At 57.7% G+C, this 25,337-nt stretch carries 18 protein-coding genes and 1 pseudogene; 17 read left to right on the plus strand and 2 right to left on the minus strand.

From position 1 onward, the window contains the following. The first annotated feature begins 364 nt into the window (after positions 1–364). The 6 genes from F591_RS0114420 (at position 365) to F591_RS0114450 (ending at position 7,774) form a co-directional block, all read left to right on the plus strand. Positions 365–814, plus strand: a complete 450-nt coding sequence (locus F591_RS0114420) for a MarR family winged helix-turn-helix transcriptional regulator (RefSeq protein ID WP_019535326.1) — start codon at positions 365–367, stop codon at positions 812–814. 678 nt (positions 815–1,492) lie between these two features. Further along, positions 1,493–2,152, plus strand: a complete 660-nt coding sequence (locus tag F591_RS0114430) for an HlyD family secretion protein (RefSeq protein WP_019535327.1) — start codon at positions 1,493–1,495, stop codon at positions 2,150–2,152. 19 nt (positions 2,153–2,171) lie between these two features. Continuing rightward, positions 2,172–3,485 (plus strand): efflux RND transporter periplasmic adaptor subunit, encoded by a 1,314-nt coding sequence (locus F591_RS0114435; RefSeq protein ID WP_019535328.1) that lies wholly within the window; start codon positions 2,172–2,174, stop codon positions 3,483–3,485. Between the two features lie 11 nt (positions 3,486–3,496). Then, entirely contained in the window at positions 3,497–5,095 is a 1,599-nt protein-coding gene (locus F591_RS0114440) for a DHA2 family efflux MFS transporter permease subunit (protein ID WP_019535329.1), read from the plus strand. A gap of 48 nt (positions 5,096–5,143) precedes the next feature. Beyond that, positions 5,144–7,480: an S-layer homology domain-containing protein gene (locus F591_RS28170; protein ID WP_019535330.1), complete on the plus strand. Its 2,337-nt coding sequence runs from the start codon at positions 5,144–5,146 to the stop codon at positions 7,478–7,480. A gap of 54 nt (positions 7,481–7,534) precedes the next feature. Next, the gene (locus F591_RS0114450; protein WP_019535331.1) at positions 7,535–7,774 is read left to right on the plus strand and encodes a hypothetical protein; all 240 of its coding nucleotides are present in this window, start codon (positions 7,535–7,537) and stop codon (positions 7,772–7,774) included. 43 nt (positions 7,775–7,817) lie between these two features. On the opposite strand, the gene F591_RS0114455 is transcribed toward F591_RS0114450, so the two are convergent. Next, entirely contained in the window at positions 7,818–9,131 is a 1,314-nt protein-coding gene (locus F591_RS0114455; protein ID WP_019535332.1) for a hypothetical protein, read from the minus strand. Between the two features lie 334 nt (positions 9,132–9,465). Between F591_RS0114455 and cysC the strand changes: the two genes are divergently transcribed. The 5 genes from cysC (at position 9,466) to F591_RS0114490 (ending at position 17,719) form a co-directional block, all read left to right on the plus strand. Beyond that, complete coding sequence (cysC, locus tag F591_RS0114465; RefSeq protein WP_019535334.1) at positions 9,466–10,020, plus strand: adenylyl-sulfate kinase; 555 nt, start codon at positions 9,466–9,468, stop codon at positions 10,018–10,020. Between the two features lie 158 nt (positions 10,021–10,178). Next, a complete protein-coding gene (locus F591_RS0114470; protein ID WP_019535335.1) occupies positions 10,179–11,132 on the plus strand; it encodes a D-2-hydroxyacid dehydrogenase in 954 nt (317 codons plus the stop codon). Between the two features lie 121 nt (positions 11,133–11,253). Continuing rightward, complete coding sequence (locus F591_RS0114475) at positions 11,254–12,258, plus strand: phosphotransferase enzyme family protein (RefSeq protein ID WP_019535336.1); 1,005 nt, start codon at positions 11,254–11,256, stop codon at positions 12,256–12,258. A gap of 484 nt (positions 12,259–12,742) precedes the next feature. After that, positions 12,743–17,110 carry a DEAD/DEAH box helicase gene (locus F591_RS0114485; protein WP_051109198.1) on the plus strand — a complete coding sequence of 1,456 codons (4,368 nt, stop codon included), beginning with the start codon at positions 12,743–12,745 and terminating at the stop codon, positions 17,108–17,110. A 141-nt stretch (positions 17,111–17,251) separates the two neighbouring features. Further along, positions 17,252–17,719 carry a GNAT family N-acetyltransferase gene (locus tag F591_RS0114490; RefSeq protein ID WP_019535339.1) on the plus strand — a complete coding sequence of 156 codons (468 nt, stop codon included), beginning with the start codon at positions 17,252–17,254 and terminating at the stop codon, positions 17,717–17,719. Between the two features lie 550 nt (positions 17,720–18,269). On the opposite strand, the pseudogene F591_RS32840 reads toward F591_RS0114490, so the two are convergent. Continuing rightward, positions 18,270–18,475: pseudogene (locus tag F591_RS32840) on the minus strand (hypothetical protein). 703 nt (positions 18,476–19,178) lie between these two features. On the opposite strand from F591_RS32840, the gene F591_RS0114495 reads away from it, so the two are divergent. The 6 genes from F591_RS0114495 (at position 19,179) to murC (ending at position 25,325) form a co-directional block, all read left to right on the plus strand. Continuing rightward, a complete protein-coding gene (locus F591_RS0114495) occupies positions 19,179–20,774 on the plus strand; it encodes a spore germination protein (protein ID WP_019535341.1) in 1,596 nt (531 codons plus the stop codon). Next, positions 20,767–21,993: a Ger(x)C family spore germination protein gene (locus tag F591_RS0114500; RefSeq protein WP_019535342.1), complete on the plus strand. Its 1,227-nt coding sequence runs from the start codon at positions 20,767–20,769 to the stop codon at positions 21,991–21,993. Before F591_RS0114495 ends, F591_RS0114500 begins: the two co-directional genes overlap by 8 nt. A gap of 2 nt (positions 21,994–21,995) precedes the next feature. Next, complete coding sequence (locus F591_RS0114505) at positions 21,996–22,235, plus strand: hypothetical protein (RefSeq protein ID WP_019535343.1); 240 nt, start codon at positions 21,996–21,998, stop codon at positions 22,233–22,235. 17 nt (positions 22,236–22,252) lie between these two features. Beyond that, positions 22,253–23,356 carry a GerAB/ArcD/ProY family transporter gene (locus tag F591_RS0114510; RefSeq protein ID WP_019535344.1) on the plus strand — a complete coding sequence of 368 codons (1,104 nt, stop codon included), beginning with the start codon at positions 22,253–22,255 and terminating at the stop codon, positions 23,354–23,356. Positions 23,357–23,533: 177 nt separating this feature from the next. Beyond that, positions 23,534–23,794, plus strand: coding sequence for a fibronectin type III domain-containing protein (locus tag F591_RS0114520; protein ID WP_019535346.1), 261 nt, complete (start codon positions 23,534–23,536; stop codon positions 23,792–23,794). Between the two features lie 238 nt (positions 23,795–24,032). Next, a complete protein-coding gene (gene murC, locus F591_RS0114525) occupies positions 24,033–25,325 on the plus strand; it encodes a UDP-N-acetylmuramate--L-alanine ligase (protein ID WP_019535347.1) in 1,293 nt (430 codons plus the stop codon). Positions 25,326–25,337 lie beyond the last annotated feature (12 nt).

The raw sequence follows: 25,337 nt of genomic DNA on the forward strand, positions 1-25,337 counted from the left end.
GATTCCACAGATTCTTTAATATGGGGGCTCCGGCGCATTCGCTGTGATTTAATGCTTTGAATCTCGGTTTCTGCAACGCTGACATTGGAAGACCACCTATAATCTAGAAGATATACCTTGGAAATAAAGGTATCCTTCGCGATTATGGGGTCGATTTCGAAAAGTCAAGGGATTTTTTCAATGCTTTTTGAACATTTTTCAACATTTATGACACGCTGAATGATTACCAGTTACTGGATTGAAGTGCATAGGTCATGTTGTTATATGTTGTTGAAAATATTTGTCAATTGTGGTAAAATAAAATTTAATTTTTGCTTTGGCGTATCCTGGTTACACGTATTTTAGTCGAAAGTGGGGGTATGCAATGTCGCTGAATGACACCGAGAGTTCGCAAGTTGGCCCTTTGCTCAGACAATTGACCAAAATGTACCAAGGCTTAATGCTCAAAGATTTGAAAGATCTCGGCTTGACGCCTCCCCAAATGTTTACTTTGATGCAGGTTATGCATGAGCCGAAAACGATCGGCGAAATTTCCCGCTCGATCCATTTGTCCTACAGCACGGTTTCCGGCATCATCGATCGTCTGGAACGGGAAGAGCTGCTGGAGCGTGTCAGAGACGAAACGGACCGCCGGATCATCTGGATTCAGAAGACGAAGAAGTTCGACGAGAACAAGGAGAAGCTGTCTCTTCTTAAGGAATCGTTCTTCGAGCATCTGTTTGACGATTTGAGCGAGCAGGAGCTGAAGGAGATCGTCCGGGCTTTAAGAACGCTGGTCTGTCATTTGCAAGCAAAAATGGTGGACGAGCAATAAATCTTTGATTCCGTCTGCAAGCGATATCGTACTCAATGAACCCGAGGGACTGCCTCGGGTTTTTATGTTGATATTCCGATTGTTGTACAAATTCCAGAATTTCCCTTCCTCCTGCGCGAAGGTTGCGGAAAATGTTGCATTTTTTGCAGGATTCGCCGCCTTATCGCCGCTAACTAACTTAATCCTTTAGTTTTCCGTATCAATTTTACCGAACATTCCATTTCTAAACGAATCTGTCCCGGAGCATCATGGTACCAAGAAAAACGACCGCTAGACCGCGGCCGCTCTTCCTTGAATGGACGCCGCAATGCTTTTCTTATATGCGCCGCAGGTCGTGTCCATCTTAACGCTCAGCCGCCTGTTTGCAAGCTTAAGGAAGCGTAAGCAAGCAGTATTTGGTTGGAAACGTTTTTTTGGAAGCTAACGGATCAATTTGCTTATTTTCAATACGAAATAATTATGATATATTTCATATATTAAAATTTCGTTCACGAATATTTTAGTGACGAAATAATTTTAGAGATGAGATGATTCGGTTCGGCCGACCAGGTCCGGATCGGTCAAAAAGGGGGGGAGCACCTTATATGACGAAGCCGATGACGGCGCTTGGCTGCTTTGGAACAAACTTAAGGGTGCGTGCAGTTTAAACATCGATCAGAAGAGGGTTGAGGGAAAAGGATGAATCGTAAAGGCATATTGTATGCGATAGTGACCGCAGCGGTGATCGTCGGAGGGGCGATCGGGGGCTACTTCTGGTACGAAGGACAAAATTACATATCGACCGAAGACGCCAGGCTGGCCGGCGACATCTACAAGGTGATGCCGCGAATTACCGGCAAAGTAACCTCGCTGACGGTCAAGGAAGGCGAGCAGGTGCTTGCCGATCAAATTATCGGGCAGCAGGATACGAACAACTTGCCGACCAGCAATCTGGATCAGGCCGTGCTCAGGTCCCCGATCGACGGAACGGTGATCAAGACGCTGATCAAAGCCGGGGAGATCGCTTCCCCGGGACAGACGGTCGCTATGGTCGTTAACAAGGAGCAATTATACGTATCGGCGAATATCGAGGAAACCGATATCCATAAAGTCCGCGAGGGACAGACGGTCGACATCCGTGTGGATACGTTTCCCGGCAAGCTGCTGAAAGGCAAGGTTACGGAGATCGGCAAAGCGACGAACTCGACCTTCTCGCTGCTCCCCGCAACGAATACGAGCGGCAATTTTACCAAAGTGACGCAGCGCATTCCGGTCAAAATCGCGATCGACGACCAGCAAGGGCTGGATCTGTCGCCGGGAATGAGCACGGTCATCAAAATTCATCTCAAGGGCAATTGAGAGGGGAGTCCATTCATCCATGAAACACCCGTATACATTCATTAAACCGGCCGTGATTACCCTTGTTGCGGCCGTCGCTGTCTCCGGCTGCTCCGGTTCGCCTGAAGCCGGCGCTGCCGCTGGCGTGCCGGTCCAGGTCGTAAGGGTAGGGGGAGCCGTCTCCGGCGGATTAAGCGGCAAGATTATTCCCGAGCAGGAAGTGAAGATCGTCTCCAAGCTGTCTGGCAAGGTAGCCGCCGTATTGGTCGAGGAAGGCGCCCGCGTCAGCAAAGGCGACGTGCTTATCCAGCTGGAATCGGACGATTTCGCGCAGCAGGTCAAGCAGGCCGAATCGGCCGTCGCGGCCGCCCGGGCGAAGCTGGACGATGTGCGGGCAGGGGCTCGGCCGGAGGAAATCAAGGCGCTGGAAAGCTCGGTTACGGCGGCGCAGGGCGCTTATGAGCAGGCCACGGCGGCGGTCGAGCAGGCCAAGGCGGGCCTGGAGCTGGCGACAAGCTCGTATAATCGGCTGAAAAACAAATATGACAGCAGCTCGAGCGTTACGGAAGAAGATCTCGACAAAGGCACACTGGAATACGAAAAGGCGAAGGCCGGTTACGAGCAAGCTCTGGCTGCCCAGAAGGGCGCTGCAGGGCAGCTGGAGGCCGCCAAGGCGAAGCTGGAACAGGCCAGAAGCGGAGCCACGGAGAACACGATCAAAGCGCTGGAGGCCGAGGTCAATCGCCTGAACGCCGCATTGGAGCTGGCGACCAGCAATCTGACCAATGCGGCGATTACGGCGCCGGCCGACGGGGTGATCGTGAAGAAGAGCATCTCGCCCGGAGAGATGGCTCAGCCGGGCAGCCCGATCCTTACGCTGGTCAATATGGATTCGGTCATGGTCGAACTGAGCGTTGCCGACAATCAGATATCGCAGATCAAGACGGGCTCCGCCGTCAGCGTGAAGGTGCATAACGTGCCGGATCAGACATTTGCAGGCACGGTCGTTTTCGTCAGCCCGGTTTCGAATCCGAACAGCAACACGTTCCCGGTTAAAGTGAAGGTCGATAACAAGGACGGGCTGCTCTTCGCCGGAATGGTCGCCGAAGTGAGCCTGGACGGCGCCCAGGACGGCCGCCTGGAGCTGCCGAAGAGCGCTGTCGTTCAGAAGGACGGCAAGGAATTCGTATTTACGGTAGATAACGGTACGGCGCGCCTGGTGGAAGTCACCACGGAACCGAAGAACGAAAACTGGGTCTACGTGCAGGCGAACGGCAAGGTGAAGAGCAATGATCCGATTGTGGCGAACCCGAGCGATCAGCTGGCCGAAGGCACCAAGGTGACGGCCCGGTAGGAGGTGCGGCAATGTCAGTTGAAGCGGCGGTTAGCAAGCAGAAGCCGGAAGCCGGCGGCGGGATGTGGCTGGGACTCATCGCGATCATTCTCGGCACGTTCGTCTCCGTATTGAACAACAGTCTGATGAACGTGGCGATGATGAAGTTCATCGCGGTGTTCGGTTCGGACATCAACACGATGCAGTGGGTTATTACCGGATATACGATGGCCTCGGCGATGGTCATCCCGATGAGCGGCTTTCTTGGGGCGCGCTTCGGCAATAAGACAGTCTTTATATATTCCGTCGCCGGCTTTACGATCGGCTCCATCTTATGCGGGTTCGCCTGGAGCGATATGACCTTGATTGCTTTTCGCATCGTCCAAGGCTTGGCCGGCGGATTCATTATGCCTGTCGGCATGGCGATTGTTTATTCGTCTTTTCCCAAGGAGAAGGTAGGAGCAGCGATCGGGCTGTGGGGGGTTGCGGCTATGGTCGCCCCGGCGCTCGGCCCGACGTTCGGCGGCTATTTGATTCAATATTACAGCTGGCGGCTGCTGTTCTTTATCAATATCCCGATCGGCATTCTGGCGGTCATCATCGGCAAATTCCTGCTCAAGGAATCGCCCAAGCAAGTGGGGCTGAAATTCGATACGCCGGGAGCGGTCTTGTCCATGATCTTCTTCGGCACGCTGCTGCTGGCGCTGAGCAAAGGGCAGAGCGAGGGCTGGACATCGCTGTTCATTATCAGCCTTCTGTTCATCGCCTTCTTCAGCCTGCTGCTGCTTATTTGGGTGGAGAGTGGCAGCAAGGAGCCGGTGCTCGATCTGAAAATATTCGCGAACGTCAAGTTCACGATCAGCGTCATCGCCGGCAGTCTGGTCATGATGGCGATGATGGGCGGCACCTTCCTGGCTCCGCTCTATCTGCAGAACATTCAGGGGCTCAGCGCCTATGATACGGGATTGCTCATGATGCCGCAGTCGATTGCCATGGCGCTTATGATGCCGATGAGCGGGAAGCTGGCGGAGAAGCTCGGCATCGTTCCGCTAAGCATGATCGGTTTAACGATCCTTGGCGTGACGACCGTGGATCTGCATCAGCTGACGGCCGATACCTCGCATCAGTGGTTCAACACGATTTTGACGATTCGCGGGATCGGTATCGGATTGTGCATGATGCCGCTCATGACGGCAGGGATGAATGCCGTGCTGCCGGAGCAGGTCGGCAATGCGTCGTCATTGTCCAACGTGTGCCGCCAGGTCGCCGGATCGCTCGGGATCGCTATCTTCACAGCCATTATGAGCAACCGGCAAGTCGTGCATTTCCAGCATATTGCCGAGAGCGTCACCGTTGATTCCGTCGTTGCGAATGATACGATCCAGCTTCTGTCGGGGGCCATCGCTTCGCAAGGAGTCGATGCGGCGACCGCTGCCGGATCGGCGTCCTCTTATTTGGCAGGGATGATGCAGCTGGAAGCGATGGTTCGCTCCATTGCGGATACATTTTTCATTTCGGCGATTCCCGCCTTCGTATGCATTCCGTTCGTTTTTCTCTTCAGGGAGAAAAAAGCGCCGGCAGCAAGCCGGCCGGGCGCGGCAAGCGCTGCGACGGAGGAGCTTGGCGGGTAGCTTGCGCTCGAACCCAATACTTTGGAAGCACTCGGAAGGATGACAACGATGAACAAAAATATGCGAATTTTATTGACCGCAGCGATGGCCTGCGCGATTGGCAGCTCCGTCGCTTTCGGCCAAAGCGGCGGGAAGAGCTCGGCGGACTTCGACGACTTGGGCCATCTAAGCGAAGCGGTAAAGGCGAAATACGATGCGATGATCGCAGCCGGCATCTTCGACGGCGTCGGAGAGCGCACGTTCGGGCCCAACGAGAAGATGAACCGGGCGCAATTCGCCAAGGCTGCGGCCCTTGTTTTCGGACTGAAGCCGGATATGTCGCTCACGACATCCCGCTTCGCCGATGTAAGAGCGGACGATCCGGCGAACGGCTATGCGCTGCCGTATATCGAAGCGCTCCGGAGCGCCGGCCTGACCGACGGCACCGGCCCGAACGCCTACAATCCGGCCGGCGAGGTGACCAAGGAGCAGCTGGCTGCTTTCCTGATCCGCGGTCTGCACCGGGAGGCGGATGCGCAAACGGTGCAGGGCGTCTCGGACGGCACCGTATCCGATTGGGCCGCCGGCTATGCGGCGCTTGCTCTGCAGCTGAACCTGATGGAGAACAAGGCGGACGGCACCTTCGGCGGACGGGATGCGGCGACCCGCGACCTGCTGGTCACCTCGTCATATGAAGCGAAGCAGCAGATTGCCGCGCAGGATAACGGCGGGCAGGCAAGCCTCCTGGCGCAGCCGAGCCCGACTTATGCGATAACGAATGCGGTGCAGGCGCAGATCAAGAGCGTGCTGCAGGAGAAGACCGCGGAAGGCTGGCGGCTTGCGGCTGTCGTGAAGCTGTACAATGCCTCGGACGAAGCGATCCGCCTTCCCGACTATGAGCTGCGCCTCAAGACGGCGGACGGCACGTCATACACGCTGCAGGCCAGCGCTGTCAATGCGACATCCATTCCCGCTCGCGGCAATGTGGAACTAAGCTATATGGCCGAGCCGGACACGAAGCAGGATATTCAGGCCGCACGGCTGCAATGGGTTCACGTCAACGAGAAAGTGTATCCGAAGCAGGAAACCGTCCTGGCGGATGCGCCGGTTGACGGGCTCGTATGGAACGGCCAGGATGCGGTCATTCGCGATGCGGCGTATTTGGGGCAATGGGGCGATTCGTTCGCCATTCCCGGGGTCACATCGAATCTGATCTATTCCGCAGCGAAGCTGTCCAGGCAGCATACGGGCCAATCGCCCACCTATGTTGTGCAGCTGCAAGTAGACAACCGCGGGAGCTATGCGGAGACCGTGCCTGATTTTACATTGGGCGGAAAAGCGGAAGGACGAACCTATATCGGTCAAAAAATCGGGCAGGAGCCCGTCACCGTCAATCCGGGAGAGCAAAAATACGTAAGCTATTCCGTGACCGCCGAGCCAGGCGTGGAACTGAGCGCCTTCTACGTCCTGACGCCCGAGAGCTTCCTGAAGCGGGGGCAGACGACGCCGCTGCGCTATTATACGGGGCGGATCGGGTTCGCGCTGCCGGCCGGCGGCTCGACCTCCAATGCGGCCCTGGCATACCAGATGGGAACGCCGATCGAGGTTGACCGCCTCAGCCGGGCTATCAATCCGCAACTGCAGGTGGCGCTGCAGGAGCTGGAATGGTTCGAGAATGACGGACAGAGCTACAAGACGGCGGTTGCCAAGCTGAAATTTACGAACCGCGGAACTAATCCGATCGCTGTGCCGCAGCTCGGGGCGGAGCTCGTCGCGCCCGGCGGCGCCGTCTACAGCGGGACGCAGCAGGCCGGCGCCGCCAGCAGCGTCTCTCCCGGGATGGGCGTCGTCAGCGTCGTCACCTTCACCGTGCCTTTGTCGGAAACGTCGGAACGTTACACGCTTCGTTTGCTGGATCAGCCCAGTCAGTCGCCGACCCAACCGGCACAAGCGCCGGCGCAGGCGGCTCAAGCGCCAATTGCCGAAGTTGCCGCAACGATAACAGCGGAAGATTCGATCGGCAATACGTTCTCCTTCTATCCTTATACAATGAAGCTCAGCAGCTACAGCCTGACCAATTCAGCGGCGAAGAACGCGATGACCGGCATTTACGTGTACAGCTACAAGCTGGAGATGAGCGTCGATCTGCAAACGACGGACGAGGTGGCGGTCGATCCGGCTACGCCGAAGCTGCTGCTGCAGCTGGAGGGAGACGACGGCAAGCGGCTTGGCTCCAAGACGTATTCGCTCGCCGGCGACAACCGGATCATGAACGGCGTGCAGACGGTCATATTCGATAGCGTGGACGACGAATTCCATTCCAATGTATCGGTCAAAGTTTACGAGCTGGTCGGCACTCCGTACGGCGATGCCCGCCGTCTGCTGGCCGACCTGAAAAGGCAGTAGCGACAAACAGTAACGGCCGTTTGCCGGAAGCCTTCCCGAAGAAGCATGGAAGCGATGAGCGATCATTTTCAGAGGAAGGCTTCTTTTTTCTATGGCGCCTATGCTTGGAACCCAACGAGGATCGAAAAGAAAATGCAGGCTGCAAGGGCGGGATTCCCGCTGCAGCCTGCACTTTTCTTAGAGCGCTGCCTCTCCGGGCACACCCGGGCAAATAGGCGGCATATCCTGCAAAAAATGCACAAAATACAACATTCGCTGAAAACGGACAGCACAAGAAAAACGACCGCGTTTTAGCGGTCGTTCATCTTTAGAACGGCGTCAATAGACGTTTCCCTGATTACTGAATAGCCTCGCGAATCGCTTTGATCGCTTCCGCCATGAATGTATCGATCTGATCCTGCGCAGCGCCTTGCGCCTTCAGGTCGCTTTTCCATTGATCGGCGATGCGGCTCGCCAGTTCTTCGGAGGACAAGCCGGTCAGGCTGATGAGGCTTTCGCCGGCTGCATAGCCTTCGCGCAGATCGCTCAAATCGATATCGTCGTTATCCGCAACGGCGTATGCTTCAAGGACAATATCGCCCAGCTTTTCGTTCAGAAATGCCTGCGCGTCCAGCGCGGAGGAGGACGAGCTATTTATCCCGCCCGGCGTCGTGATCGCTTCGGAGATCGCCTTTCTCGCTTGCGCGGTGTACTCGGCAGCTTCCTCTGCCGTAATGGCGCCGAAGTCAGCAGCGCTTGAGATTTTCTTTTTGACCGGGGCAATCAGTCTGTCGAGCAATTCGGACTGCTGCATACGAGTCGCCCGTACGAGCGTTTCGCCATTCTCCAACCGATCCTTGACATCCTCGTCGTCATCATCGGAATAGGCGATGGCTTCCATTGTCAAGTTGGCCAGACGATTGCTGAGCACGGTATTGAAATCGAAAACGGCTGTCTTGCTGCCGCCTGGCGTGGAGATTGCCTCAGCGACGGCTTTCCGCGCCTCTGCCTTCTTCGCCTCGGCATCCTCGGCCGAAAGCCAGCCCATGGACCGAGCGTATTCAATTTCTCGATGGACCGGAGCCAGCAGCTTATCGAGCAGCTCGTGCTGCTGCATGCGAGTTGCTTGCAGGAGCGTTTCGCCCCGCTCCAGACGATTGCGGATTTCGTCGTCGTCATCGTCGGAGTAAGTGATTGCCGCCAGCTGAAGAGTGTCCAGGCGTTCACTCAGCAGCTCTTCGAAATCGAACGTCGTTGCCTGGGCGCCTCCCGGCTTCGTAATCGCTTCTTCGATGATAGGCTTAGCTTGCTCAACCAGCGTTGCTACGTGGTCGGCAGCGATTCGGCCGGTGTCTGCGTCAAGAGCAAGCTCCTGCTGGATCGAATCCAGAATTTGATTCAAAAGGGTGTCCTTATTGGTGCGAGATGCTTGCACCAACGACTCCCCTTGGCTCAGCCGGCTCTCGATCATATCGTATTCCTCGTCTGAATAAGCGTAGGCGAGGAGCACCAGGCTGCCCAGCTTTTTATTCACAACCTCGTTCAAATAAGCGCTGCTTGCATTTGCAGCTTCGTCGGCGTATGCTTTAGGGGACAGGGCAACAAACCCGTTACAGGCGATGGCTGCCGAAATAATCGTTGCCACCAGTGCTTTGTTTTTACGCTTTCTCATTTCCACACTCCACCTTTTTATTCTCTTTATAATAAAACGTTTCGAACTAAAAACGTTTCTATGCGAAATATTAACAAAATCACATTTTAAATGAAATAGCTTTTGTTAAGGAAATTTGAACATTGTTTGAAAATTATGGCGATAACGTTTCCAAGATACGGATATATGTTTGGAAGGCGGCCTTCTTGGCGGACCGTCTGCTCCTTCACTGCGGTTTGGCCGAATCGGCTATGCTTCTGGCGGATAGGACGATGATTTGACCGCTGCAATGCTACAATGAAGCAGGGAACGCGGCAGCGCAAGGCCGATGACATCAGGGGAAGGGGGAGGACGAATGGACGGCTCGTGTCAGCCTGTGCTTTGGTTTACCGGACTTTCCGGAGCCGGCAAGACGACGACCGCGCTTTATCTGTTGCAGAGGCTGAAGGAAGAAGGGCGTCCTGCCGAACTGCTGGACGGCGATGCGGTTCGGGCGGCAATCTGCCGGGGGCTCGGCTTCAGCCGGGAGGACCGGATGGAAAATATCCGGCGCATCGCCTATGTGGCGGGGCTGTTGTCCCGGCACGGAGTCCTTGTCATCGTATCGGCCATTACGCCGTATCGGGAGATGAGGGAGCTTGTCCGCAGGACGCTGCCCGGGTACGTGGAAATATATGCGCGCTGCCCGCTTGAGATTTGCGAAGCGCGCGATGTGAAAGGGCTGTATGCGAAGGCACGGCGGAACGAAATCGAGCGGTTCACCGGCATTTCCGATCCGTACGAGGAGCCGGAAAGCGCAGACATCGTCATCGACACGCACCGGGATGCGGTGGAAAGCAACGTGGAGCGCGTGCTGCAATGGCTGCGCGACCGCCGTTATGCGGCGGACTGGTCCATATGCGGGCGCTAAGCCTCATTCGATCGATATCACGCGGCGCTTCTTGGGAGTATCCGTACGGGGCGGACGTTCATGATCAAGGGCCGGTCCGGTCATTATCTTTATGCCGCATGCCGTCCTCGGCCGTGTTCGTGTTATGATCAAGTTAAAAATGAAACGAGGTGCTGCGCATGTCCAAGATCGTATGTGTCCATTCGCTATCGCCGCAACACGCGGAGCTCATTCGCGGGACGGCTCCGGGATGGGAGCTCATTGCCGGCAAGGAACGGGAGCGGTGGCTGCCGCATCTGAAGGAAGCGGAAATCGTCCTGGGCTGGAATGCCGCCGCTGCGGAAGAATGCTTGCAGCCGGGGGCGAAGCTGCGCTGGGTGCAGAGCTGGGGGGCGGGCGTCGATCGGATGCCGCTGGACGCTTTGGCGGCTAGAGGAGTCGCCGTCACGAACGCCAGCGGCGTTCACGCCTATCCGATCTCCGAGACGATTTTCGCCATGATGCTGGGATGGACGCGCAAAATTCATGAATCCGTCCGCGCTCAGTCGGAGCGCCGCTGGCACAGATTCGGCCCGCTGGGCGAAATTCACGGCAAGACGATCGGGATCGTCGGCGTCGGTGCGATCGGCGAGGAAACGGCCAGGCTGGCGCAGGCGTTCGGCATGAAGGTGCTCGGCGTCCGCAGATCCGGCGAGCCGTCGCCGCATGTCGACTGCATGTACGATCTGAGCGGCCTGGACGAGCTGCTGAGCGAGAGCGACTTCGTCGTCGTGACGCTGCCGCTCACGCCGGAGACGAAGCATCTGTTCGACCGGGCCCGGTTCCGCCGCATGAAGCAGTCAGCTTTCTTCATTAATATAGGAAGAGGCGGTACGACGGACACCGAAGCATTAATCGAAGCGCTGCAGAACGGGGTCATTGCCGGAGCGGGGCTGGACGTCTTCGAGCAGGAGCCGCTGCCGCCGGACAGCCGGCTTTGGGGCATGGACAATGTCATCATCACGCCGCACAATTCCGGGGACACCGTCTATTATCATGAACGAATCGTCGATATTTTCGTCCATAACCTGACGGATTACGTGCAGGGGCGCGAACCGTCGAGAAACCGGATCGATTTGGAGAAGCGGTATTGACATGTAGAATGAAGCATTAGAAAGAAACACGAGAATGAAACTTTTACCAGGACGGTGCGAGGTTCATTTTATATGATGATGGTTTCAGTTGGAAAATGAGGCGTAGAGGAGAAGGCGTACAATGGCACAATGGCAGACTGCTTTGAATGAGCAACATTTGGCCGAGGCGGCTAAGCGATACGGCGTTGCGGAAGAAGATATCGTCAAAGTCGGCGGTTTTGAAAATCTAGTTTTCCGTTTCGGGTATGCGGGCATCGATGCGATTTTGCGGGTGTCCCATACTTCGCATCGCAGCGTTCGGCAGATTGAAGCCGAAATCGACTGGCTCCTCCATCTGGCGCAAGAAGGTGTAGGAGTCAGCCGTCCGCTGGCTTCGGCAGGCGGCAATCTGATGGAGACGATACCGCATAGCGAAGGGCAGTTTATTCTGAACGCCTTCGAGAAAGCGGCCGGCGAACAAGTTCATGCGGAACATCCGGCTTGGGGACCGGCATTGTTCGAGGAGTGGGGGCGGACGATCGGCCGCATGCACGCCTGCGCCAAAACCTATACCTTGCCGAAGGGGATGGCCCGCCGGATGCGGGAAGATATGGATTTGACCTTGAGCGAGGACAAGTTTGCATCCTGGCAGCCGGAGGCGATTGAGGTTTACCGCAAATACCGGGAGCTGGAATCGCTGATTCGCGACCTGCCTCAAGATGAAGACGGGTACGGCATGTGCCACCGCGATTTGCACCACGGCAATTTTTTTGTAAGCGGCGGCCGTATTTGCGCATTCGACTTTGACGATTGCGGATACGACTATTTTGCGCACGATATCGCGATGGCGGTCTATTACGCGTCCATGTTCCCGGGCGGCGGCATGCCGGAGAGCGACCGGGAGAAGGCGTCCGATTCGGCCAACCGGTTTTTTGAACGTTTCATGAGAGGGTATTTCCTGGAAAACCGATTGGACGAGGCGTGGCTGAGGCATCTGCCTTTGTTCATGAATCAGCGTCATTGCGAGCTGAGCCTCATCCTGCTTGAATTATGGGGCGAAAACGGCACAGTAGCCGAGCGAGCCTGGATCAAGCGCAATCTGACCGCAATGGTTAGCGGACAGCCTTGTTTCGAGCTGGACGTGTGATCCATTGCGCCATCCCACATCGCAGGGCGCCTTCCTGTAAGCGGGGTGCCGACAGGCGACCCGGGGCATTGGGGCGGCGGGACTGCGCTCCGCGAAGGGGAAAGCGCCGAACTCCGGCGTCGGGCGGGTTATCGCCCGCGAGGGCGTTGCCGCACTCTCGCCGGATCATACCGTGAATATTTGCGCTGAATAAGAGGTCTTTTATGGTGCTTGGCACGTTGAATCCTCGCCGGGAAGCCGCGAGACGAACGCGAGCGCCGCGGGAAGACGTAATCATCCTCATCCGGCACCGCTCTGGTCCGCATCTGGTCCGCAAAGACGTCGATGAATCCTCGAGCCACCGCGGCCCGTGCTTCTTCCGGCTCCAGCCCGCGCAGGAAGGCCTGAATCGCGCCGATCCGCTTGCCGTAAACAGGCAGGCGAAACGTTGAGGGGACCGGTCTGTCGTGATATGATGTTAGCAATTCCAGAATTCGCCTGAAGGATGAGGATTGTGACCACATTTCACGAGATGCCGTTTCATCCGGTGATCGGAGCCTGGTTTCATGACCGGTTCGGCGAGCCAACCGACGTCCAGCGGCAGGCATGGCGCGGCGGCGATTCGCCGGACGGACATCTGCTGATCGCGGCGCCGACCGGCTCCGGCAAGACGCTTGCCGCCCTGCTTCCCTGCCTGGATGCGATCGTCAAGGAAAAAGAACGGGGCGACTTGGTTCGGCCCGGAGTGCGGGTTCTTTATATTACGCCTTTGAAGGCGCTGAATAACGATGTGCACCACCATGTCGTCCGGTTCGTGGAAGAAATGGGTCAGTGGGCGGCGGAGCAAGGAATCGTCTGGCCAGGGGTGAGCGCGGGCGTCCGCACAGGCGATACGCCCCGGAACGTGCGGGCCGCCATGCTGCGCAGGCCGCCGGACGTGCTCGTCACGACGCCCGAATCGCTCTATCTGATGCTCACCTCGGTCAAGGCGAGGCATACGCTGGCTGCGGTGCGCCATGTCATTGTCGACGAGATTCACAGCCTTGCAGGCGACAGCCGGGGCGTTCATCTGTCCGTCACGCTGGAGCGGCTGGCCGCCTTATGCGAATCGCCGATCCGGCGTATCGGCGTCTCCGCGACGCAGAAGCCGCTTCAGCGGGTGGCGCAGTATTTGGGCGGCTGGGAACCGCGCCAGCTAAACCCGGATGCGGACGTCCGCGCGGCCGAGACAGCGTTCGGCGGCACGGTGTATGCGCCAAGGCCTGTGCGGATCGTCGAGAGCCCGATGCACAAGGAATTCGAGCTGACGGTCACGATGCCAGAGCGGACGATGATCACGGCGAACAAGGAGGCGCTCTGGACGCCGCTGGTCGAGAAAATCGCCGGCCTGCTGGAAGACGCCCGCTCGACGATCATTTTCGTCAACAACCGGAGGCTGTGCGAACGGCTGACCCAGCGGCTGAACGATCATTTCGGGTACGAGCTGGCGCGCTCTCACCACGGCAGCGTCTCCCGGGAGATACGGCTGCAGGTGGAGCGGGAGCTGAAAGAGGGCACGCTCCGCTGTCTGGTGGCCACCGCCTCGCTGGAGCTTGGCATCGACGTCGGCCATATTGAGCGGGTGGTGCAGATTGATTCACCGCAAAGCGCTGCCGCCGGCATACAGCGGATCGGCCGCGCCGGCCACGACGTCGGCGATGTCAGCCGCGGTACGATCATCGTCCGCTCCCGCGGACTGCTGGCAGAGTGCGCCATGCTGGCCCGCCGCATCGGCCTGCGGGAGATCGAGGACATCGAGATCCCGGCAGGCGCGCTCGATGTGCTGTGCCAGCATATTGTCGCCATGGCTTCGCTCGAGGAATGGACCGTAGAGCGGCTGGCGGACGTGTTTGCGCGCAGCGACGCTTACCGGGGGCTTGCCCGCGAGCGGCTGGAGTCGGCGCTTACCGTGCTGTCGGGCTACTTCCCCTTCGTGCGGCCGCTGATCGAATGGGACCGGGCGACCGGCCGCGTTCGCGGCGGCAAGGGAGCCGGCATGGCGGCGATCATGGGTGCGGGGACGATTCCGCAGAGCAGCGCCTATCGCGTCCATCATGCCGAAACGCGCGTTCATCTCGGCGAGCTGGACGAAGAATACATTCACGAAAGCCGCGTCGGCGATGTGTTCCGCCTCGGAACGTCGTCATGGAAAATCCAGTCGATCCAAAGCGACAAAGTATATGTCACCGAGGTGGCGAACGCGTTCAGCGAAATTCCGTTTTGGCGGGCGGAGGCGCCCGGGCGGTCGTATGCGGCTTCGCTGGAGCTGGGCAAATTCCATGAGCAGCTGGACGGTGTGCTGCAGCAGCAGGGCAAGGATGCCGCAGCGACATGGCTCGTCCGCGATTATGCCATGGACGAGCCGGCCGCGGAGCAGCTTGCGGACCTGTTCCTAGCGCAGCGTTCGGCGAGTGTCGTGCCGACTCACCGCAAGCTGGTCGCCGAGCATTACGCGGACGAGCTCGGGCAGCATCATGTCGTCATCCACAGCCTGTTCGGACGGCGATTGAACCGCACTTGGCTGCTCGTGCTGGAGCGAGGCTTGCCCTCGCTGCGCAAGCATCTCGTTCATACGACGGCGACGGACAACGGCATCGAGCTGATTCTGAGCGAGTGGAGCCCGCGATGGCTCGGGCAATTGTTCGCCGTCGCTGCGGACGAAGCCGAGAAGCTGCTGCTGGAGGCCGTCCCCGGCTCGCCGCTGCTTGGCATGACATTCCGTCGGCTCGCCGAGACGGCGCTGCTGCTGCCGCGCTCGTTCGCCCGGATGCCGACATGGAAGAAGCGGCTGCGCAGCGAAGCGCTGTTGAAGGAAGCGCTGCCCTATCAGGAACGCTTCCCCTTCATCCCTGAAGCGATCAAGCTGAGTATCGAGGAGCACTTGGATCTTTCTCATCTTAAGCAGCTGCTTACCGGCATCCGCAGCGGGGAAGTGGAGGTGCATACCCGGGACAGCCATGCGCCTTCGCCGTTCGCGATGCAGTTGGCGTCCGATTTTGTCAATGTCCAGATGTACGAATCCGACGCGCTCGGCAAAGAGCTGTCCATGCAGCTGCTTACGATCAGCCGCGAGCTGGCTGACCAAGTGTTCGGCCGCGACTCGCTGGCGAATATCGCCGAATCGGCGGAAGCCTGGAAAGCCGCGCTAGCTCCGCCGCTCGACACGGAAGAGCAGATCGTTCGGCTGCTGAGGCGGCTGGGCGACATGACGACGGACGAAATGCGCGAGTATGCGCCCGATCCGGAAGCTCTCGAGGCGATGCTCGCATCGCTCCGGGGCCAAAATCGCGCGGCGCTTGTGTCCATTGCCGGGCAGGAGCGCTGGATCGCCGCCGACGAAGCGGAATTGTACGAGCGATTCGCTGAAGACGAGCTGGCGGCCGACTGGATTCTCCGCAGGCATATCGACCGGCTGACATCGTTTACTGCGGCGCAGCTGGCGGACGCTTACGGCATGGACATCGGGGAGGCCGAACGGCATATCCGGCTTTGGTGCGAGCGGGGAGCCGTCGAACCGTCGCCGTTCGCCGGGGAAACCGAACGCGGCACGTTATGGACCAGCAGCAAGTCGCTGTCCTCCATCATTCGCTACTCGGCCGGCAAGCTGCGGGAACGCGGCGAAGCACTCGACACCAGCCGTTATTTGGGCAAGCTGCTTGCCCGTCAATATGTTGCAGCGGAATCGAAACTGAGCGGCGCGGACGGACTGAAGGAAGTGATCTCCCGGCTGCAGGGACTGTTTCTGCCGTTCTCGCTGTGGGAGTCGGCTGTATTTCCGGCTCGCCTGGCGGAATATCGCAAGGAATGGCTCGATATGCTGTGCGCATCCGGCGAAGTGATGTGGATCGGCCGCAAGGAGCCCGGAGAGCAGGAAGGGAAGCTGGCTTTCTTTTTGCCGGAATCGAGGGAGCTGCTCGCCACTGCGGTTAGGCGGGGAGCGCCCGCGTCGCACCCGGAGCTGTACGAGCTGCTTCGGCGCAAGGGAGCGAGCTTCCTGACGGCGATCAGCCGCGAGCTGGGGCTTGTGCCGTCCGAGGCGATGGCGCAATTGCTGGACCTGGTGTGGGAGGGCAAAGTCGCGGGCGACCAGTTCGCTCCGCTTCGCCTGCACGGGGCGGGGAAGAGCCGTTCGGCGCGGAAGACGGACCGTTTTCAGTCCGGGCTCGGACGCTGGTATGTGCTGGAGACGATGGCCGAGCCGGAGGACAGCAGGGAGCGCGCTGTCATCGGGTGGGTGCAGCAGCTGCTCGAAGCGTACGGCATCGTCACCAAAGAGATTGCAGCGCTGCAGTCCGAATATTCATGGGAGGATGTTCAAAGCGTGCTGAAGCAGCTGGAGCAGCGGGGGCTGCTTACCCGCGGCTTTTGGGTTCAGGGCATTTCGCATTTGCAGTATTCGAACGAAGCGAACCTCGAAGCGTTGAGAGCGCCGAATCTCATCTCGCGTCAAGGCGAGCCGGAATGGGTGCTGCTGAATGCATCCGACCCGGCCAATCCGTTCGGTTTCGTCGTTCCGTGGCCGTCCTCGGACCGCGTCTCCTTTGCCAGAAAGGCGGGCAACGATTTGGCTTTGCTGCACGGACGCTGGGCGCTTTGGATCGAAAACAACGGGCGCCGGTTTCATACCGCCGAAGGCTGGAGCGACGAGCTGCTGGAACCCGCGATCCTGAAGCCGCTGTTCAGGCTGCTGCTCCAGCGGACAGGCGGCAAAAAAATCGTCGTCAGCAAGTGGAACGGCGCGGACATTGCCGATAGTCCGGCCAAAGAGCCGTTTGTTCAGCTTGGCGCCGAGCGGGACGGCCGAAATCTCGTCATTTGGCCGAGCGTAATCTGATACATGGCGTCAGGCCGTGATTTGACCCGGAAGGCAGCGAATCAACCTACTTTCGCCGAGAAGGGCGTTGCACCGTTCTGGAATCGTTCGCCCGGTGGACGTGCAGAGTTGTTTTCGGGAGTAAGTAAGGAGGAATGGACTTTGCAGATCCTGCCGATAACCAAGAAGGATCGGGAAGCGATCATCGCTCAGGAAGGGCCCATCGTCGTCTCGCGGGGACATGTGCACGAGCTTGCTCATTTGCCGGGAGACGGCTGCCGCATCGATGAAGAGCTCGTCGGGTGGATCTTCTATGCCATCGCCGGCGATGAATGCGAGATCGTCTCTTTGGAGAGCCGCGTGGAAAACCGCGGGATCGGAACCCGTCTCATCGAGAGCGTGAAGGAAAGGGCGGAAGCGGCCGGCTGCCGCAAAATTTGGCTGATTACGTCCAACGACAATATTCGGGCGATCCGGTTTTATCAAAAAAGAGGCTTCGATCTGGTAGCCGTGCATCGGGATGCGATCACGGAAGCGCGAAAGCGGAAGCCTTCCATCCCGCTGTTCGGCTGCGAGGGCATTCCGATTCGCCACGAGCTCGAGTTCGAGCTCCGTCTCGTCCCGCGGTAGGAGCCTGGGCTTTAGAGCGCTGCAGGATGAGATGCGCGCCGCCTGTCGCGCCGGATTATCCGAAAGCGGCAGCATGAGCTGCCGGCCGCCCGGACGAGAGCGGAAGGGCGAATCGGATTGCCGGTCATCAGCGGCGCGGTCAGCGGCCGCCCGGACGTGAGCGGAAGGGCGAGCTGCCCGAGCCGCCGTGCAGTAAAAGCAGCACATGCCGGGGGAGCGCGCCTAGCTACGCATAACGCGCCGCGTTCGCAGCGGATTATTACAAGATAGACGCCTATGACGGTCGCTTTTTCCGTCATTGGTCGTCACCTGCGGTGTTGAAATTTGAGTCGGCGGACTATCGCCCAATTTTCAAGATAGACGCCTATGACGGTCGCTTCTTCCGTCATCGGTCGTCACCTACGGTGTTGAAATTTGAGTCGGCGGACTATCGCCCAATTTTCAAGATAGACCCCCATGCCGCTGGCGCAGCACCATCAGAAGATGAAAATGGCCGCGGCGTACCAAGCGCTATTTTCAAGATAGACGCCTATGACGGTCGCTTCTTCCATCATCGGTCGTCACCTGCGGTGTTGAAAATTTCGCCGAAGGATTTCGTCGAATTTTTCAAGAGTGTCCGCAAATGCTGTATTTTGTACAACAAAAACGGGGGGATCAACCGGGTAGCGGCTCAATGTTGTAAAATGTACAACAATTCGGGCGATGTTCCCGGGTTTGCAGCCGATTTCGCCCAAATTGTTGCACAAAATGCAACATTACCCTTTCTCTAGCGCGAAGAGGACGGAAAATGTTGCATTTTTTGCAAGATTTGTCGCCTCATATGCCTGGGGAGGGGCCGCGCTAACGCGGAGTCCGAACGTTGACGTGGGCTCCGAACGCTAGCATGACGCCAACATGGAGTTCGCACGCTAAAAACAGGTTTCGGAGGCCGCCGGCTGAGCATCCCCATCGCCGCAAGTGTAGATTTACCAATGGTGCTTCGACCGAAGCTTCTCTAAATGCTCGCTAGCCCAGGGCGCTGTTTTGCCGGGCTAACGCTAGCCACAGAGCTTATTTCTCTCGAAACGCTCGATTTGAAATCGTAACAGTGAGCAGCCTTATTCCGCATGTTTGGCTGCCGGATTCAGCGTTTCTGGTCAAATAGCGCTCCTCAGTTTCGTTACATTTTCAAAATGGTGCAATTCAGCCAAATAGCGCTTGTCACTAGCGTTAGAGATTCAGAAGCTTTCAGCGGGAGCGCCTTAAGGGGCAGCGCAGGAAGGAACAGCGCCCCCCGCGCTATTTTCAAAACAGAATATTGGTTTCTATCAAATTGTATCCGCTTACAAGAAAGAGGCTCTGTCGCTGCGCCAATGCAGTTCATCAGCAGGGATGAACATTACTCGGTTGACGCTGACGTTTATCCCTTCCGCGCCATGGCGATAATGATGGGAAGAACTGTGAAGTCGAGGAGCAGGCCATGTTCAACAGCAATAATGCATTTTCTTCCAATTCAGGCGGCGTCAAGGGAACCGGCGCGGATGCGGCAGGCGTCCCTCTCGCAGCGGTGATATCCGTCAATATTCAGCGCATCCGGCAAGATCTGGGGGGCAGCGACGATATCGTCATCAGGGAAATCCGCAGCGAAGCGGACGGGCTTACGATGGCGGCCATCGCGTATACGGACGGGCTCGTGGACGCGCATGCGATCAACCAATTCGTCATGAAATCGCTGTCGCTCAACTGGCTAGCCGGCGAAGAGCCGGCCGGCCCGGATGTCGTCCCGGACGCCGTAAGGCTGCTGGAGTCGTTTGTCGTGGCCGCGGGCGCGGTGGATACCGTTAGCGATTATAACGGGCTGTATGACGCCATGCTCTCGGGCGATGTCGTCGTTTTGCTGGCTGGTTACACCTTCGCATATGCCATTGATGTCAAGGGGTGGAAAGAGCGCGGCGTCACCGAGACCTCGAACCAGACGACCATCCGGGGACCGCGGGAGAGCTTCTCCGAATCGCTGCGCACGAATACGTCGCTCATTCGCCGCAAGATCAAAAATCCGAACCTTTGGCTGGAAACTTATTCGATCGGCCGCGTGACGAAAACGAGCGTAACGGTGATGCATATTCGCGGGGTCGCCAAGGATAGCGTGCTGGAGGAAGTGCGGAAACGGCTGCAAACGATTCGGATCGACGGCATTCTGGAGAGCGGAGATATCGAGGAGTTTATACAGGACACGACGTATACGTTTTTTCCGACGATCATCAACACGGAGAGGCCGGATACGGTCGCCGCGCATCTGCTGGAAGGCAGGGTGGCCATCTTGGTCGAGGGGACGCCCAACGTGCTCGTCGTTCCCGCTCCTTTCGTCGCGTTCCTCCAGTCGCCGGAGGATTATTATCAGCGCGCCGATTTTTCCAGCGCCCTCAGGCTGCTGAGATATTTGAGCGCATTTATTTCCGTCCTGGCGCCGTCCCTGTATATCGCGATTACTACCTTTCACCAGGAAATGCTGCCGACCGCCTTGCTGATTAGCCTCGCGTCCCAGCGCGAAAATGTGCCGTTTCCCGCCTTTGTCGAAGCGCTGGCGATGGAAATCACCTTCGAGATTTTGCGGGAAGCGGGTTTGCGCATGCCCCGCGCCATCGGCCAAGCCGTTTCCGTCGTAGGCACGCTCGTCATCGGGCAGGCAGCCGTCGAGGCCGGCATCGTATCGGCGGCTATGGTCATCGTCGTATCGATTACGGCTATTTCCAACTTTACGTTCCCCGCTTACAACATGTCGATCACATCGCGCATGCTGCGATTTTTGTTTATGATGCTGGCCGGAAGCTTCGGGCTTTTCGGGATTATTTTGGGCCTGTTTGCGCTGCTGCTTCACATGAGCAGCTTGCGCTCCTTCGGTGAGCCGTATATGTCGCCCTTTGCCCCGATTGTTGTCGGCAAGCAGAAGGATACGCTGATTCGGCTGCCCAAACGGTGGAAGCTAAGCCGAAGTGAAACGGCTGACAGCGGCAACCGGTTATTGAAGGATGCCGCTCCAGTATCGAAAGGCGGGGAGAATGGTGCGAATGACTGATTTTCGCGCAGGCTCCAAACTGCTTCTTATCTTCGCCGTCCTTATTTTGTTGACCGGCTGCTGGAGCCGCAGGGAGCTGAACGAGCTCTCGATCATCGTAGGCATAGGGGTGGACTGGGAGAACGGGAAATATGTCGTATCTTATCAGGTGGTCAATCCCGGCGAAGTTGCGTCCCAGAAGCAGGCGAGCGAAAGGGCGCCGGTCACGCTATATCAAAGCAAAGGCGATTCGATGTTCGAGGCGGCCCGCCGGCTCACGACCGAAGCGCCGCGCAAGGCGTATCTCGGGCATCTGCAGCTGCTTGTGGTTGGAGAAAAGGTGGCCCGGCACGGCATCATCGACGTAATGGACAATTTGCTTCGGGATAACGAAGCGAGACTGGACTTCAACGTGATCGTGGCCAAGGGTGAAAAAGCGGAGAATATCTTGGAGATCTATACCCCATTGGAAAAATTGCCTACGCAAAATATGAGGCATTCGTTGGAAACGTCCGAACGGAACTGGGCCCCGGCCATCGCGATGACCATGGATGAGATGGCTTCTATCCTATCCGCCAACAACGGCATCCGTCTGGTGCTGCCCGGCATTCATATCGTCGGGGATGAGCATCTGGCGACAAAGAAAGAAAACGTATTCCGATACCGCCCGCCGGGAAGGTTTCAATTTACGGAGATGGCGGTATTCAAAGAAGGCAAGCTGATCGGCTGGCTGAACGAAAAGGAAAGCAGAGGATATACCGATCTTACGGATAAGCTTCAGAGCACCTCGGTGAAGCTTCCCTGCTCCGAACCCGGCTTGATCGGAGTCGAGATTGCAGGCTCCAATGCGAAAACGAAAGCTCTCGTAAAAAACGGAAAGCCGACAGTCGAAGTGACGATTCGCACAAAAGCGAATGTCGTAGAGAAAATAGGCTGCGGCAAGGTGGATTTAACGGATCCGGATACGATCGACCGGTTGGGAAAACAGCTTGAGCAGGAGATGAGGAAGAATGCGGAGGCATCACTCAAGAGGGCTAAAGCATTGAAAGCCGATATTTTCGGGTTTGGCCAAGCGTTGAATAGAGGAAATCCGCAGTTGTGGGAGAAGCTCAAGCTGCGCTGGGACGATGAATATTTTCCGCAGCTGCCCGTTACGATTCATATCAAGGCCGATATTTTGCGCACCGGAACGATCGGCAATACCAACTTGAATAAGAACGAAATGAGAAAAGAGGGATAAAGGTGACGGTTGCCGCCTTCTTAGGCGTGATTGCCTCCGCCGCAATCATTGCCGCCATCGAGCTGCCCGTGATGCTGAGAAACCGACTAAAGAAGGAGATGGTTGTATTCACCCTGGCTTTGCTGGCGGGAACCGCGCTGTGCGGGGCGCGGGCGCTGCGCTTTGCTTTGCCGAACCCGCTCGAGCTGTTGGTGGTTGTGTATACCCCCGTATATGAATGGTACAAAAGCTTGCTGTCATGAAAAGAGGTGAAAACGGTATGCAGACCATTGGACAAATCAGCTCCCGGCAATTCATGATGATGGTCATTCTGGCCACCGTCGGGGACAGCATTCTGATCGCTCCCTCCATAGCGACGAGCGACGCCAAACAGGATGTTTGGATTTCCATGTGTATCAGCCTGGCTGTTGGACTTGCAATGGTCGGGCTCATGGCCATGCTGGCGGACAAATTTCCCCGTCAATCGCCGATCGAGTACGCGCGCAGCCTGTTTGGAACAAAGCTCGGCTCGGTGATCGGGCTGCTGTTATTAATTTATTTCGGCTATGAAATCATCTCGTTCCTGGTGGAGATCGGCGGGGTGATGACGACGCAAATTATGCCGGAAACACCGGTTGCGGCCGTCGAGCTTTTATTCATGGCAGTCATCGTTCTTGCGGTCAGGCTTGGCCTTGAGACGACAGCACGCACAGGCGAGCTATTGTTCCCGTGGTTTGTTTTGCTGTTTTCTTTCTTGATTATTTTTCTGCTGCCGGATATCCAGGCGGACAACTTGCTGCCGATCCTGGCCGAAGGCTGGCAGCCGGTCGTTGAAGGCTCCGTGTTTTTGATGGCGTATCCGTTCGCGGAGCTGCTCTGCTTTCTCGTGATCGCTCCTTCGGTCGCCAGGCAGGGGAGTTTAATGAAGCCGCTGCTCACCGGCGCCTTCATCGGCGGGATGATTCTGCTCATTATCCTGCTGATGTCGATTCTCGTGCTTGGTCCTACCCTTGTGGTGATGAAGATCTTCTCGACCTATAACCTGGCGCAAAAAATCAGCATCGGCGATTTTTTGGAGCGATTGGAAGCCATTCTTGCATTTATGTGGTTTGTGACGATCTTTTTTAAGACCGCGCTTTATTTCTATGCCATAAATCTTGGGGCTGCCCAGTGGCTGAAGCTGAAAAACTATCGGGTGCTGACGCTTCCCTTCGCCATGATTTTGCTTGCGCTGTCGAGGGCAAGCGTGCCCAACTTTATCTACTACAACGACGTGATCGTACGTTTTTGGCCGTTTCTGGACTTCACGTTCGGCCTCTTGCTGCCGCTGGCGATGCTGGGGATGTATGCGCTGCGGCGCCGCCGTCGGTCTGCCCCTGGCTGAGCGGCAGCCGTAGCTTATTCGGCCGGCCGCCGTCTTGCAGGGCCTGGCGCGGTGAGCAGCGCGAGTTTATGGCAGCGTCTCGATGAAGCGGGCAGCCGCTGCCGACAACGGAACGTCCGCGAGCGAGACGATGCCGATGCTGCACGGAGGAATCGGCGGCACCAAAGAGCGGCCGGCGTGACGGATACGTCCGTCGATCTTGCCTGGAGCCGGAGCGGTGCGGATCATGGCTCCCGCGTCACTTACGACATTTATAAGGATGGCCGGCAATACGCATCAGTGACGGACTCGGTATATTCCTCCGTGACGGAGATTGTCTATACCGTGCAGGGGCTCGCTCCCGATACCGAATACCGGTTTTACGTCGTGGCCAGGGACGAGAGCGGGGCCGCTTCCGCGCCGGCGAAGAGCTTCGGGTTCGCACCGAGACGAATTTGACGGTCATCCGTCAGCTTATCGAGCAGTATGCGGCTTCCGGCGAGCTGAACGGGCCGTTTGCAAGGCAGCTGGCCAACCAAGGCTTGCAATCCCTGCGCTCGGCAGGATGGGCCCCATTGGAAATCGCGCGCCGAATTCGGTATAATTTCAGTCAAACGCTTTCTGGGCAAAAGCACATTTTCCCATGGCGACATATACTATTGACATGATGAGAATCCGTAAGGGAGGACCCGCTAACATGGCCAACTATCATCTAATCGGCATCAAGGGCAGCGGCATGAGCGCGCTTGCGCAGATTCTTCACGACCTCGGCCATTCCGTGCAAGGGGAGGATGTGACATCGTCCATCTTTACGCAAGCGGCGCTGGAGAAGCGCGGCATTCCGATGTATCCGTTCGGCGAAGCGCCGTTGTCCCCGGGCATGACCGTCATCGCTTCGAACGCCTTCGACGAACGCCATCCCGCCATTGCCCGCTGTCACCTGTCCGGCCTTCCGGTGCAGCGGTATCATCATTTTTTGGGACAATGGATGAAGGATTACACGAGCATTGCCGTCACCGGGTCGCACGGGAAAACAACGACGACGGGCATGATGGCCCATGCGTTGGGAGCGTCGCGGCCGGTATGCAGCCTGATCGGCGACGGTACAGGCCGCGGCGCGAAGGACGCGCGGCTGTTTATATTCGAAAGCTGCGAATACCGCAGACATTTTCTTGCCTATAAACCGGATATTGCGGTCATTACGAATATCGATTTCGATCACCCGGATTATTTCAGCGGCATAGACGACGTCCGCAGCGCGTTCGAGGAGATGGCTTCCCTTGTCGGGCAGCAGCTCATCGTCTGCGGCGACGACGGGCAAGTTCGCCGGATGGCCACAGGCAAGCGACTGCTTCATTACGGCTTCGGGGACGACAATGAGCTGACGGCCGGCGGGCTTGCGGTCGGGGGCGAGGGCGTCACCTTCGACGCGTATTGGCGCGGGAAAAAGCTGGAGCGCTTCACGATTCCCGTCTATGGCAGGCACAACGTGCTCAACGCGCTGGCCGTGATCGGCGCTTCGCTGACGCTGGATTTGCCGATCGAGGAGATCAGGGAGCGGATGGCGACGTTTGCCGGCGTCAAGCGGCGCTTCTCGGAGAAGGAATGGAGGAGCAATGTGCTGATCGACGATTATGCGCATCATCCTTCGGAGATTAAAGCGACCTTGGAGGCAGCGAGAAGCAAATACCCGAGCAAGAAGCTGGTCGGCGTATTCCAGCCCCATACCTTCAGCAGGCTGGAGAAGCTGATGGACGACTTCGCCGTCTCGCTCAGGGGCGCCGACGACGTATTCCTCTGCTCGGTGTTCGGCTCCGCCCGCGAGCAGCAGGGAGGGGTGACGATCGAACAGCTGCGCGACCGCATCCCGAATTCGAAGCTCATCTCGGAGAACTCCGTGACCGACTTGCTGTCCTACGAGGATTCCGTTCTCGTCTTCATGGGAGCGGGTGATATCCAGAAGTATCAGCATCGGCTCGAGCAGCTGTGACAGGTGCGATAG

The sequence above is a fragment of the Paenibacillus ginsengihumi DSM 21568 genome, from assembly GCF_000380965.1.
GTDB lineage: Bacteria > Bacillota > Bacilli > Paenibacillales > NBRC-103111 > Paenibacillus_G > Paenibacillus_G ginsengihumi.